Source organism: Mycobacterium sp. 1274761.0 (assembly GCF_001668615.1).
GTDB lineage: Bacteria > Actinomycetota > Actinomycetes > Mycobacteriales > Mycobacteriaceae > Mycobacterium.
In genome coordinates this window covers 21,764-34,252 of the sequence record NZ_LZMC01000062.1, presented here as the reverse complement: position 1 = coordinate 34,252, position 12,489 = coordinate 21,764, and the positions used below count along the sequence as shown (strand labels likewise).

Genomic DNA, 12,489 nt, shown 5'->3' with positions numbered 1-12,489 from the left:
GTTGATGAACTCTGAAGTCGCCCAGACGCTTTCGATCACTTCCGGCCCGTTATTGAGCGATGAGCCAGGACTCGGCCCCCTGACGTTGCCCGGCTTTCTGCGTGAAGTGACATTGATGTATCGCAGCCGCGAAGCTGTCGTGTTTCATGCGGCAGGTGGTGAAATCCGCTGGTCCTACGCCGACCTGTGGGAGCGGGCAGTCGAGGTGGCGTGCGCCTTGCGCGCGCGCGGCGTCGGCAAAGACACCCGGGTCGGCATCCTGATGACCAATCGGCCAGAATGGCTTTCGGCGTTTTTCGGCATCTCGCTCGCCGGAGGTGTGGCCGTCACGCTTAGCACCTTCTCAACCCCGGCGGAGCTCGATTACCTGCTCAATGCATCAAGCATTGCAGTGCTGTTGTTCGAGCGGCGGGTGCTCAAGACGGACTTCGCGGCCGTGCTGTCCGAACTCGCGCCCGAGATCGACACAGCCGTCCCCGGAACACTGCAATCCGAGAGGTTTCCGTTCCTCCGCTACCTTGCAACGATCGGCGACGCGCCATCCGGCATCGACACGTGGGACGCATTCCTTGCCCATGCTCACGATGAACCGCAGGCACTGGTACATGCGACCGGTGAGTCGGTTCGACCCAGCGATGCAGGAGCGTTGTTCTTCTCGTCAGGCTCGACGAGCAAACCGAAAGGCATCCTCAGCGCCCATCGCGGCGTCACCATACAGATGTGGCGCTTCCGAAGAGTGTGCGGCTTCAGTCCCGACGATCATCTCCGTTGTTGGTCAGCGAACGGCTTCTTCTGGTCCGGCAATTTCGTGATGTCTTTGGGAGCAACGTTGGCCGCCGGAGGTTGCCTCGTCCTGCAGCCGACGTTTGACGCGACTGCGGCGCTCGACCTGATGGCTGCCGAACGAGTCAACTACCCCTTTGCGTGGCCACACCAGTGGGCACAGGTCGAAGCCGCACCCAATTGGCTAACCGTCGACCTCAGCGCAATGCGATTCGCCGATGTCAACACACCGATCGTGCGTCACCCCACGGTGTCTGTCGAACGGTTCGTGCCTGATCACGCTTACGGAAACACCGAAACATTTACCTTCTCAACGATGGTCGAGGCCGACACGCCTCGCGAGATGCATGGAGACAGTTGGGGTTGGCCGCTTCCTGGGGTGACACTCAAAATTGTCGATCCATTCAGCAGAGTGGTGCTTCCGCGCGGCGGCAGAGGAGAAATCTGCGTCAAAGGTCCGACACTCATGCTGGGCTACATCGGTACACCGTTGAGTGAGACGCTCGATTCCGAAGGGTTCTTCCCCACCGGCGACAACGGCTATCTCGACGAGGCCGGCCGACTGTTCTGGGAGGGCAGGCTCTCGGACATCATCAAGACGGGCGGTGCGAATGTGTCACCGCTCGAAATCGATGAATTACTGGCAAAGCATCCAGGTGTAAAAGTGACCAAGACCGTTGGCGTGCCGCATAGGACGCTCGGGGAGGTCGTCGTCGCGTGTGTGGTCCCGCACGACGGCGCGAGTCTCGAAGCCGAGGAGATCCGCCAGTACTTGCGGGAACGGCTGGCGAGCTACAAGGTGCCGCGCCACGTGCTTTTCTTCCGCGATGACGACATCACGCTGACAGGCAGCGACAAAATCAAGTCCGGCGAGCTCCGCGAATTAGCAATGAAGCGGCTCTCGAAATCGGCTGTGGAACAATCATTTCCACCGGCGCGCAGCTAGCTGTCGGGTGGCCGCTCGCCAGCGTTTGAATTACCTCCGTGCACCGCCGCGGAAGGGAGTAACGCTTGACGACACCAGGACCACACAACCTCTTCGGTCAGGCTAGCGCCGTCCATCCCCTCGTGCAGCGCGTTGAACTGCCCAAAAGACGTCAGCGTGTAGCCCAAGAGTGAGGTCAATTGCGACAGAGTGAGATCGTTTCGAATAAGGCCAGCTTGGGAGCACGCGGTCAAAATCTCTGTCAGCAACTTGCGGTGCGGCTCCCACACTTTCGCGAATGCCTCCGGGTTATCCAGCTCAAGGCTCAAGTTGTAAAGAAGAACGAGGCGACCGCCGACTTCTTGCGATGCGCCCGGCCGCGAAAGCACGCCCCGGCACCATGCCTCCAGCTGTCCCATCGGGCCATCGGCAGCCTCGACCTTCTCCCTAATCGCCTCGGTGTATCGCGCGGTCACGTCCTCGTACAGCGCGAGAAGAAGTTCGTCCTTGCCAGCGAAGTGCTGGTAGAACGTCCGTACGCTCAGGTTGGCGCGGTCGGCCAGAGTCTGCAGCGTGAAATTCGCCTGGCCGGATTCCTGAAGAAGCTCAAGGGCCGTTGCCATGAATTGCGTGCTGCGAGCGACGGCGAGTGCCCGCGCGTCACCGAGTCGACGCTCGACGGCCCGCTCCTGCCACGTGCTTCCGGCTCCATTGCGTCCATCCGGCGCATTCTTGGGAGCCTCACCTGTTTTCACTGCCCACCGTCCAAGCGCCTTGAAAGCGAGCGCTGCGAACCAGCGCACGCGCCGCCGTCGGCGGCATGACGGTGAAGAGACAGCATGCAAACACGATATCGGCATAGTCGGGCTTGGCCCCAACAGCCAATTTCCAGCCGATTTGCCGGCAAGTCGGCCACCACCTTCCGCCATCCTCTAATGAGAACGCCACTCTCTCTATCGCACTCTAGCATTCTCACTGTGCGATAATTACGGTTAGCGCTTATCGCTTATTAGCATTTTTGATATTCGCTAAGCTAGATGGCGGTCTTGGCCGATGGCTCGTCGTCTCGCGGGCGTCTGCAGAGTCGAGCGGCGGTCTTGGCCGACAGTTCCCGCCGACTGATGAGCGTCAGCACTAGCTCGCCGTTCCTACGAGGCAACGGGATAATTCGGCTCGCCACCGAGTCTCGCTGAAAATCGCTTCGAACTGCGCCTTACGAGTGGAGCTAAGGGGACTCGAAATCCTGAACCTAAACGCAGAATGTCGCCTGAGGTGCGCAAATCTACGATTCCTAGCCGTGAAAGTACGCGAAACGACGCTGATTTACCTGCGGGAACGCGAGGGGTGTTGACGGCGTCAACGTGGTGAGAGAGACACGAGGCTCACGTGGCTCCGTTCTCGGTACAGCACCCCCTACCGCCGTCGCTTCTACTTATCCCTGCGGAAGCGGGCCGCTACATACCGGGATAAGTGCGGTCAACAATATGCGCCCGCTAGAGAGAGGTCGCCTTCAGTCGAGCGACGTAAAAGTCACATGGAGTGCGCGCATCCCTCGCAAGATGAAGGTGGGTTCGTAATCGTACCGGCGCTGGCCGGTGGGCCCGTGATGCTCCTCAGAAATCACGATGTCGCCCATCCGGTCGAGGATTCGGTTCATTGAGATCCGCCCCTCCGCCCTGGCCAACGGGGCGCCAGGGCAGGAGTGGACGCCGCGGATGAAGGCGATCTGCGCTCGCACATTCGGTCGGTCAGCGTCGAAGTTGTTCGGGTTGGCGAGCTTTCTCCCCGACAAGCAAGCGCTCTTCGAGGCGGTGTTCATAGCGGTCGAAGAGGGTCTTGTTATGGAGGCCGCCAAGAACCTGGCCGATCCAGCAGACGGGGCATTCAACCAGTTGCAACAGGGGCTCATGGGGTTCCTCGATGCATCGCTTACTCCCCAAGTTCAGCAAATTCTGCTGATCGACGGTCCTGCCGTCTTGGGCTGGTCCAGATGGCGCGAACTAGAAAGCGTGTACGGACTCGGAGCAATCCGCGCCATGCTCCAACGCGCCATCGAAGAAGGGGACCTAACGGCTCACCAGCCTGTTGCTGCCCTCGCTCATGTGCTTCTCGCCGCAGCGGAGGAAGCGGCGATGTTCATCGCTAATGCACCCAATCAGCACGATGCGCGAAACGAGAGCGTTCAGGCGCTCAACGCCCTGCTAGACGGACTCCGGTCTAACCCAGACCAGCAGGTCTTTAAGGATGTGATTACCCGAGGCCGTTCCGGTTGCTTGCCGGTGATTCGAGGAACTCACTAAGGGGAGCTGAGGGGACCCCAAATCCTTGGTCCGGTGGTGGCAAAAAGCTTCTGGGCTGCGGAAACAAAGGCAAGCTTCGGCTGCCGCCACACCTGCGCGGTCTGCCGCTCAGGCCTCGCGCGCGGATTGGAGGCCCCATGTTTACATCGATCGGTGGCCACATAGCGCGTCAGGGTGATCCCAACCGCGGGTCAAAATCGATGCCCGCGGACGGCCGCGACGGAGTCGCTCAGCAGCCGGCGGGCCTTCTCGACGTCCACCACAGCCGGGGGCCCGTTGGGCACTTTCACCGGATTGACTACCACCAGTACCACGCTGTTACCGAGATAGGCGGTGTAGTTGTACAACTCACCGGACCGGTCGAGGCCGCCGAGGGTGGCTTCAAGCGTCCGATGGATTGCGAGCGTTTCGGCGCCGAGGATGTGGGGCGCATCAACCACGTCAATCGCCCCACGCACGCTTTGGCCGGTGAATGCGATGTGGTTACAGGCGTGGCTTATCGACTCGTAGGGCACCTGCGCGGAGGTCTGTACCGCGACGGCAACGAAGCGGTTGTTGTCGCCCTCGGCGGTAACGGTTGCCATCCTTCCCGTGAGCCCGCTGGGCAGGGTTTGGCCCTGTGCATACTTCGAGCACTCAGCGGGATCTATTGTCATGTTCGCAGGCAGCTTCTGGGGCGCAAACAGCCGTGGGTCGATGCCGGTGGGACCGTTGGTGACGACCTTGTATTCGGGCCCGAAAGTCGACTTGACGGCGAAGATGCCGCTGATGTCAATGTGCTGGTTCTGCATCGTGTTCGAGCATGCTGTCGACCACGCCGTAGTCACGACCCATATCGCGGCGAGTACCGTTTTTGCGATCGGTGTCGGGCGTAGCGTCGGCATCATGACGGAAGCTCACTGACCTCCTCGGCTCCCGACGTGACGAGCACCTACTTCGTGTCTCCGCTGTCGGGTTTCGACGGTCCGCCGAGGGCGGACTTTACCGACTTCGTCACACCCGCGATGGAATCTTTCACTCCGCTGACCGCAGACCCGATCGGGTCGTTCGCGGACTTCGAACCGCTCGCAGAGCCGGTTACCGGCTTTGAGGAGCCCGCCACGGGAGAGGTCCGCAGCACGTTGAGCCGCGGCCCCGGATTCGTCGAGGCCAGCCGTTCAGTGTTGGTCACGGTCGGCTGTGGTGACCCGTTCCCCACGGTTTCTGGTGCCGTCCCCTGATTTTGACCCACGACGTCCGGCGAGGACGCGGTCGCGTCACTCGCAGTCGAAACGACGGCAGGAACGAGCGAGGCATTTCCGCTCGGGGTCGGGCCGGCGGACTCGAGATTGGCGGAGCCATCGAGTGGATTCGGGGTCGGTGCGAAGCCCGGCAGCCCACTGTTGAACGCAGAGAGGCTTCCCAACTGGTTCGACGGGATCAGCAGCGCAAGCAAACCGCCGCTCGGCGAGCTGAACAGAACCGGAATGGTCGAACCTGTGCCCGTCGTCGGAGTGCTGGGCGGCGGCGTCGGCTTTCCGTCGATGCCCTCTGTGGCGAGACCTCCAACGCCATACGGTCCCGGACGCTGGGTGCCGAGCGGACGACTCCCGGTGAAGTCACTGATTCCGTTGTCCAGTCCGGTCGGAATCGCAGTCAGCAGGTTCGAGCCGAAACTCGCCGGATTCGGGAAATAGAGCGGATTGAAGGGCGTCGGCACACCGGGCGGGGTGCTTCTGTCGTAGGCCGACTCGACGATGACCCGCAGCGGGGGGTCCAGCGCGTCGGCCAGCGGGAACCCGACCACCGGGATCGACTCCAACGGCATCAGCAGCGGCAACGGATACGTCGGGATCAAATAGTAATTCGTGTCCCCGTATTGGCCTTGATAGATGGCCGTCGTTGGGTCCGCATCCGGATAGTGACCGTGCAGGTAGTAGAAGCCCATGATGGCGTTGAGGTCCGCCACCGGGTTGAGCGGATTGACTGGTGCGTCGGCGATGCCATCGTATTGTCGGGCAATGTCATACGTGGTGACTTTGTCGGCGGGCTGACCTTTCGTGGTGGTCGGGGTAGCGCCGCTGAACGTCAAACCGAGGATCGGGATCGTGCCCAACGCCACGCCGCGCTCGAGAATCCCCCCGTTGGGCCTGTTCGGGTTCGCGACTAGCACGAAGGTGGGCGCTGTTGCCGGCGGGTTCGGTTGGGCGTTGTAGTCGCGCTTGTATTGCGTGACCACGGTCGCGCCTTGCGAGTACCCCCAAATTGTGTCCGGTGTGTTCGGGTCCGAGTTAGGTGAATTCACTGGACGCAGACCCTCGAGATTCTTCACACCCTCGGCAACCGACTCGTCGAACGTCGGGGAAAAGATATAGCCGGGCGGTGTTATTGGCCAGAAGCTGGCCGGGTACGGCACGAGGGTGATCGGTTCTGTCGTCGGTGCCCCGACCGCGGAGTCGTACCTTTGCGCAAAGGCCGGATAAGCGCTGTCCGGGATCTGGTTGAAGGCGCTGTTGGTGCCTTTGACGATGTAGGTGGCAGCCAGCGCCACGGCAGCCGTCATGGTCTGGCCGACTGCCAGGGACAACGCAGACGCGACGGCTATCAGGGCAACGAGCAGGAAGCGGGCAGCTCGACGCGTCGGGCGGCCTCGCCCAGCGACCGGTACCAACGGTCGACTTGTCCACGAGAAACCGGCAAACGTGTCCGACCAGCGATAGTCCCCATTGTTACGCAGAAGATTCGACGCGTGCTTCGCCATGATCCCACCCCACCAGCAACGATAAACAGATTTCCCCCGATAGGTAGCTTAGGCGAACGATTAGCTTGATCACAACGCTGCGATACCGCAAAAAACGACCATGGCCATGCGATGAAGGCAAATAAGGCCGCGTCACTACGAAATTGGATAAGCAGCGCTGGCCAGAGTTCGTCGAGGTTGCTCGCGAGGAGGACGTGCGGGCCAGCTTGTCGGTCCCGCTAATCGTCGACTCCGCAGACCCGAGACAACACGGTGAGCTAGTCGGCTCCCTCAATATTTACAGCCGCAATGTCTTAGCGTTCGACCCCTTCGATGAAGGACTCATGCGGCTCTACACGGTGGCTGCCAGCCAAGCGATCACTCTTGCTCGCCGTTGGCAGCACTCGCGAGAGACAGTTATTCGTTTAGAAAAGGCGCTCACCTCTCGGACCGAAATCGACCAGGCCTAAGGCGCTGTCCAAGCCATACATGGCTGCACAACCCAGAGTGCGTCGTGAATCGGCCTGCTAGTCGTCGAACCGATGATTATCGTCGCCGAGGCCACCATTCGCACTCCCCCAACGGCGAGAACAAGAATGGCGAGAGAGTCTCCAGTGCGGCGGCTGCACCGAACTTGGACGCCAGACCGCAAAACCGGGAAGCATCGCCGAGGTCCTCGAACGCGTCGAGGTCTGCTTGCCGTCGTGGCGGTACAGGACGGCGTAGTACTCGGAGCCGTCGTTCCGCGTCCGCTTGCGAAGCGAAGCCACCTAGAAAGCCTAACGCCCATGTTGACGGGAACGTTGACGGAGAGACGACGCGAATGCCCATTCACGGCAATGGCCTGCGGATATTGAAGTGGAGCTAAGGGGACTCGAACCCCTGACCCCCACACTGCCAGTGTGGTGCGCTACCAGCTGCGCCATAGCCCCGTGAAGTTGTGCCCATCGAAGTTACACCAACCTGCAGTAACGGTTCAAAACCACAGTTCAGGGCACTTCCCCCCCGGCTTCCGGACCAATCGCGCGCATCGGCGTCGGCACAGCGGGCGGCAGGCCACGCGTCTCGGGCGCGAACACCCAACCGACGGCGGCGAGCAGCAGTATCCCGCCGCTGACCAGGAACGCCGCCGCGAACGACGCATGCTCGGCCACTTGGCCGACCGCCAGCGACCCGACGATCGAGCCGAAATCGGCCATCATCTGAAACGTCGCAACCGCGGTCCCGCCGCGGGCCTTGTTGCCGACGATGTCAGCCACAGCCGCTTGCTGCGGCGCGACGAATATGCCGGTCGCTGCCCCGGTGACATACGCCGCCGCCAGGAAGACCGGCAGCGACGTCGTCAATCCCACCAGCACCGTCGACGCCGCAGACACTGTGAGCCCGACGAGCAGCAGCCTGCGCCGGCCCAACCGGTCGGACAGATAGCCGCTGGGAATCACGACGGAGATGTTGCCGACCGCGAACGTCGCCAAGGCCAAGCCCGCGAAGCCCGCACTATGCCCGAGCCCTTCGACGACGAAGAGCGGTACCAGAGCGATGCGCAACCCGAACGCCGCCCACCCCGTGGCGAAGTTCGAGAACAGCGCGGCCCGGTACGCCCGATGGCGCAGTACGGTGCGCACCGAAACGGTCGGTTCGGTGCTGATTTCCGGTGCCGCGACCGGCGAATTGCGCAGGCTCACGAATACCACCAACGCCGCCACCAGCAGTGCAAGCCCATAGATCACAAACGGCGCCGCCAGTCCCAGGCCAGCGGTGAGACTGCCCAGGACTGGGCCGCCGACCGAGCCGACCAGAAAGCCCGACGAGAACATCCCCGCGACGCGGCCTCGCGCGTCCGGCGGCGAGATGCGGATCATCAGACCGAGCGACGACACCGTGAACATTGCCGACCCGAAGCCGCCGAGCGACCGGAAAAGTAGGAGCTGCCAATACGTTTCGGCGAACGCGCACGCGCCGGTCGACAACGCCACGATCAGTAATCCGCTGATGTACACGCGGCGCTCCCCCGCCCGCTGCACCAACAACCCGGCAGGTGGAGCGGCGATCAGGCGCAACAACGCGAAGGCGGTGATCACGAACGTCGCCGCGCTGATGCTCACGCCGAAGTGACGGGCATACTGCGGCAGCACCGGGGAGACCACACCGTAGCCCAACGCGACCACCACGTTGGCCGCGATAAGCACCCAGACTTCCCGCGGCAGCCGTCGGTCGGTCGGACAGTCGGCCTCCGCTTCAGAGCTCACGCAATGACTTTATTCACGACCTCTTTGGCCGCTTCCTGCACCTCGGCCAGATGTTCCGGACCCTTGAAGGACTCGGCGTAGATCTTGTACACGTCCTCGGTGCCTGACGGCCGCGCGGCGAACCACGCGTTCTCCGTCGTCACCTTCAGACCACCCAGGGGTGCGCCGTTTCCCGGCGCGGTCGTCAGCTTCGCGGTGATCGGCTCTCCCGCCAGCTCGGTCGCGGTCACCTGCTCCGGGGACAGCTTGGCCAGCCTCGCCTTCTGCTCCCGGTTCGCGGGCGCATCGAGGCGCGCATAGGTTGGCGCACCGTATATTTCGGCAAGCTCGTTGTACCGCTGCGACGGGGTCGAGCCAGTCACGGCGAGAATCTCGGATGCCAGCAGCGCCAGGATGATGCCGTCCTTATCGGTCGTCCACGTCGATCCGTCGCGACGCAGGAACGATGCGCCCGCGCTCTCCTCACCCCCGAAACCGATAGTGCCGCTGATCAATCCGTCGACGAACCACTTGAAGCCGACCGGCACCTCGACGAGCTTGCGCCCGAGCCCGGCGACCACCCGATCGATGATCGACGAGCTGACCGCCGTCTTGCCGACGGCCGTCGACGCCGGCCACTCCGGCCGATTGGCATAGAGGTAGTCGATCGCAACCGCCAGGTAGTGGTTCGGGTTGAGCAGGCCTTCGTCCGGGGTGACGATGCCGTGCCGGTCGGAGTCGGCGTCGTTGCCGGTCGCGATTTGATACGACTCGCGGTTGGCGATCAGCCCAGCCATTGCGTTCGGCGAGCTGCAGTCCATCCGGATCTTGCCGTCGGTGTCCAGCGTCATGAACCGCCAGGTGGCATCCACGAGCGGGTTCACGACCGTCAGCTCGAGGTTGTGCCGCTCGCCGATCGCGCCCCAGTAGTCGACGCTGGCCCCGCCGAGCGGGTCGGCCCCGATGCGAATCTTCTCGGCGCTGATGGCGTGAATGTCCACCACGTTGGGCAGGTCGTCGACGTAGGCGTTGAGGTAGTCGTGGCGCTGCGCCGTCTGCAGGGCACGGGCCAGCGGCAGCCGCTTCACCGCCGTGAGGCCGTCCCGCAGAATCTCGTTGGCCCGCTTGGCAATTGCGCCCGTCGCATCAGTATCGGCGGGGCCGCCGTTGGGCGGGTTGTACTTGAATCCCCCGTCGCGCGGAGGATTGTGCGACGGCGTGACCACGATGCCGTCGGCCAGGGCGTCCGGACGGCCGCGGTTGAACGACAGGATCGCGTGGCTGACCGCGGGCGTCGGTGTATAGCGGTCGGCCGAGTCGATCATCGTCACGACGTCGTTGGCGGCCAGGACCTCCAGCGCCGACGCCCACGCCGGCTCCGACAGCGCATGGGTGTCGCGACCGATGAACAACGGACCGGTTGTGCCCTGTGCCTTGCGGTACTCCGCGATTGCCTGCGTGGTGGCAAGGATGTGTGCTTCGTTGAACGCCGCGTCCATGCTCGACCCGCGGTGCCCCGACGTGCCGAACACCACCTGTTGGTCGATGTTGTCGGGATCCGGCTCCACGGTGTAGTACGCGGTGACCACCTGGGCCACATCGATGAGGTCTTCTGGTTGCGCCGGTTGACCGGCGCGGGGGTTGGCGGCCATGAACTCGATTCTGCCCCGCCCGAATCCGCGCCGTACGCCGGTCTGCACGCCGGACGGCGTTACTTTGGCTCATGTTCAATTTCGACGGGCGTGAGCTTGCTGCGGTTTTCGCCGGTGGCGCGGCGGGCACGCTGGCGCGGGCGGGACTCGAGGCGGTAGCCGCGGCCGATCCGGGTCACTGGCCGTGGCCGACGTTCATCGTCAACATCGTCGGCGCATTCCTGTTGGGCTACTTTGTCACCCGGCTGTTGGAGCGTTTGCCGACATCGAGTTATCGCCGCCCGTTGCTGGGTACTGGTCTGTGCGGCGGGCTGACGACGTTTTCCACCATGCAGGTTGAGACCATCAGAATGCTCGAGCACCACCATTACGGCCTTGCCGCCGGCTATACCGTCACCAGCATCGTCGTCGGGCTATTGGCGGTCCACGTCGCGACCGCCATGACGCGGCGGGTCGGGGTGCGCCGATGACCGTCGCCGTATGGGTGGGCGTGGCAATCCTCGGCGGAGCCGGCGCGGTGGCGCGCTTCCTAGTCGATCGGTCGGTGTCGAGGTGCATCGGACGGCCATTTCCGTTCGGCACCCTGGTCGTCAACCTCAGCGGCGCGCTGCTGCTGGGCTTCCTCGCGGGCCTCGCGTTGAGTCCGCACCTGGCGCTGCTGGCTGGGGTCGGGTTCACCGGGTCGTATACGACCTTCTCGACGTGGATGCTGGAGACGCAGCGGCTCGGCGAAGAGCGCCAGGTCGTCTCCGCGGTGGCGAACATCGTCGTCAGCGTGGTCTTGGGCGTGGCCGCGGCCTGGCTGGGCCAGTCGATGGGAGCATCACTGTGACCGACTACCTGAAGCTGACCGCGTACTTCGGGGAACGGCTTCGGTGCGACGACCGCTTCGTGTCCGACGCGATTCTCGACTTGTACGGCCACAACGCCGTCGCTACCAGCGTCGTGTTGCGCGGCATCGCCAGCTTCGGGCCGCATCATGTGCTCCACACCGACCAGTCGCTGAGCATGTCGGAGGACTCACCCATTGTGGTGGCCGCGGTGGATACCGCCGAGAAGATGGCCGGGCTTGGCGACCGCGTCGCGGCGATGGTGCCCCGCGGTCTCGTCACGCTGGAACGTGCCCACCTGGGCGGGTCGATACGGCCAGCGGATACGGCCAAGCTCACCGTGTACGTCGGCCGCCAGGACCGCGCAGACGGACGGCCTGCTTATCGCTCCGTATGCGAGCTGCTGCACACGACCGGATTCGACGGTGCGTCAGTGTTTCTCGGTGTCGACGGCACGGTCCGCGGTGAGCGGAAGAGGGCCCGCTTCTTCGGCCGCAATCTGGGCGTTCCGGTGATGATCATCGCGGTCGGAAGCGGCGAGCAGGTCTCAGCCGTGCTGCCGCAGCTCGAAAACCTGCTGCGGGAACCGATCTTTACCGTCGAGCGTGCGCAGGTCTGCAAACGCGACGGCGAGCTGCTGACACACCCGTACGCCTTCCCCGCCGCCGACGATCACGGCCGCGCGTTGTGGCAGAAGCTGATGATCTATACCTCGGAGGCGGCGCTGCACGACGGCGCGCCGATCCACCGCGCCATCGTCGCGCGGTTGCGCCATTCGAAGACGACGTGCGGTGCCACCGTGCTACGCGGTATCTGGGGTTTTGACGGTGAGCGTGAACCCCACGGCGACAAGTGGATTCAGCTGGGCCGCCAGGTGCCGGTGACGACAATCGTCGTCGACGCCCCTGAGCGCATCGCGGCCAGCTTCGAGATCATCAACGAGCTGACCCGCGAGCACGGGCTGGTGACCAGCGAGCTGGTTCCGGCCTCGGTGTCCATCGACGGGGAGGACCGCCGCGGTGGCACTGGGTTGGCCCAGTATGACTACTGAG

11 protein-coding genes, 1 tRNA gene and 1 pseudogene are annotated in these 12,489 nt (G+C 63.4%); 6 read left to right on the top strand and 7 right to left on the bottom strand.

All coding sequences use genetic code 11. The features are described from left to right. The first annotated feature begins 4 nt into the window (after nt 1-4). Complete coding sequence (locus A5651_RS12620) at nt 5-1,729, top strand: class I adenylate-forming enzyme family protein (protein ID WP_066981181.1); 1,725 nt, start codon at nt 5-7, stop codon at nt 1,727-1,729. On the opposite strand, the gene A5651_RS12615 is transcribed toward A5651_RS12620, so the two are convergent. Next, the gene (locus A5651_RS12615) at nt 1,726-2,463 is read right to left on the bottom strand and encodes a TetR/AcrR family transcriptional regulator (RefSeq protein ID WP_231988673.1); all 738 of its coding nucleotides are present in this window, start codon (nt 2,461-2,463) and stop codon (nt 1,726-1,728) included. The two genes, A5651_RS12620 and A5651_RS12615, sit on opposite strands and share 4 nt — an antisense overlap. 755 nt (nt 2,464-3,218) lie before the next feature. Further along, a pseudogene (locus tag A5651_RS25985) lies at nt 3,219-3,491 on the bottom strand (cytochrome P450); the annotation flags it as partial. On the opposite strand from A5651_RS25985, the gene A5651_RS12605 reads away from it, so the two are divergent. Further along, complete coding sequence (locus A5651_RS12605; RefSeq protein ID WP_369803944.1) at nt 3,424-4,008, top strand: TetR/AcrR family transcriptional regulator; 585 nt, start codon at nt 3,424-3,426, stop codon at nt 4,006-4,008. The pseudogene A5651_RS25985 and the gene A5651_RS12605 sit on opposite strands and share 68 nt — an antisense overlap. Before the next feature lie 191 nt (nt 4,009-4,199). On the opposite strand, the gene A5651_RS12600 is transcribed toward A5651_RS12605, so the two are convergent. Then, nucleotides 4,200-4,799 carry a DUF5642 family protein gene (locus A5651_RS12600; protein WP_082943735.1) on the bottom strand — a complete coding sequence of 200 codons (600 nt, stop codon included), beginning with the start codon at nt 4,797-4,799 and terminating at the stop codon, nt 4,200-4,202. 140 nt (nt 4,800-4,939) lie between these two features. Next, nucleotides 4,940-6,550 (bottom strand): PE-PPE domain-containing protein, encoded by a 1,611-nt coding sequence (locus A5651_RS12595; RefSeq protein WP_066980599.1) that lies wholly within the window; start codon nt 6,548-6,550, stop codon nt 4,940-4,942. A 341-nt stretch (nt 6,551-6,891) separates the two neighbouring features. Between A5651_RS12595 and A5651_RS26430 the strand changes: the two genes are divergently transcribed. After that, nucleotides 6,892-7,197 carry a GAF domain-containing protein gene (locus tag A5651_RS26430; protein WP_066980596.1) on the top strand — a complete coding sequence of 102 codons (306 nt, stop codon included), beginning with the start codon at nt 6,892-6,894 and terminating at the stop codon, nt 7,195-7,197. A 389-nt stretch (nt 7,198-7,586) separates the two neighbouring features. On the opposite strand, the gene A5651_RS12585 is transcribed toward A5651_RS26430, so the two are convergent. The 3 genes from A5651_RS12585 to pgm all read right to left on the bottom strand — a co-directional run bounded on the left by A5651_RS12585 (nt 7,587) and on the right by pgm (nt 10,607). Beyond that, nucleotides 7,587-7,659 (bottom strand) — tRNA-Ala (locus tag A5651_RS12585). Nucleotides 7,660-7,716: 57 nt separating this feature from the next. Beyond that, the gene (locus tag A5651_RS12580; RefSeq protein ID WP_066980593.1) at nt 7,717-8,976 is read right to left on the bottom strand and encodes an MFS transporter; all 1,260 of its coding nucleotides are present in this window, start codon (nt 8,974-8,976) and stop codon (nt 7,717-7,719) included. Further along, the gene (pgm, locus tag A5651_RS12575; protein WP_066981168.1) at nt 8,973-10,607 is read right to left on the bottom strand and encodes a phosphoglucomutase (alpha-D-glucose-1,6-bisphosphate-dependent); all 1,635 of its coding nucleotides are present in this window, start codon (nt 10,605-10,607) and stop codon (nt 8,973-8,975) included. Before pgm ends, A5651_RS12580 begins: the two co-directional genes overlap by 4 nt. Before the next feature lie 71 nt (nt 10,608-10,678). Here pgm and crcB (A5651_RS12570) point away from each other — a divergent pair, with 71 nt between their 5' ends. The 3 genes from crcB (A5651_RS12570) to A5651_RS12560 are packed head-to-tail and all read left to right on the top strand — an operon-like array spanning nt 10,679 to nt 12,488. Further along, nucleotides 10,679-11,077, top strand: a complete 399-nt coding sequence (gene crcB, locus A5651_RS12570) for a fluoride efflux transporter CrcB (RefSeq protein ID WP_066980590.1) — start codon at nt 10,679-10,681, stop codon at nt 11,075-11,077. Next, nucleotides 11,074-11,439, top strand: coding sequence for a fluoride efflux transporter CrcB (crcB, locus tag A5651_RS12565; protein ID WP_066980587.1), 366 nt, complete (start codon nt 11,074-11,076; stop codon nt 11,437-11,439). The genes crcB (A5651_RS12570) and crcB (A5651_RS12565) overlap by 4 nt, the downstream gene beginning before the upstream one ends. After that, entirely contained in the window at nt 11,430-12,488 is a 1,059-nt protein-coding gene (locus tag A5651_RS12560; RefSeq protein ID WP_066981165.1) for a DUF190 domain-containing protein, read from the top strand. The genes crcB (A5651_RS12565) and A5651_RS12560 overlap by 10 nt, the downstream gene beginning before the upstream one ends. Nucleotide 12,489 lies beyond the last annotated feature (1 nt).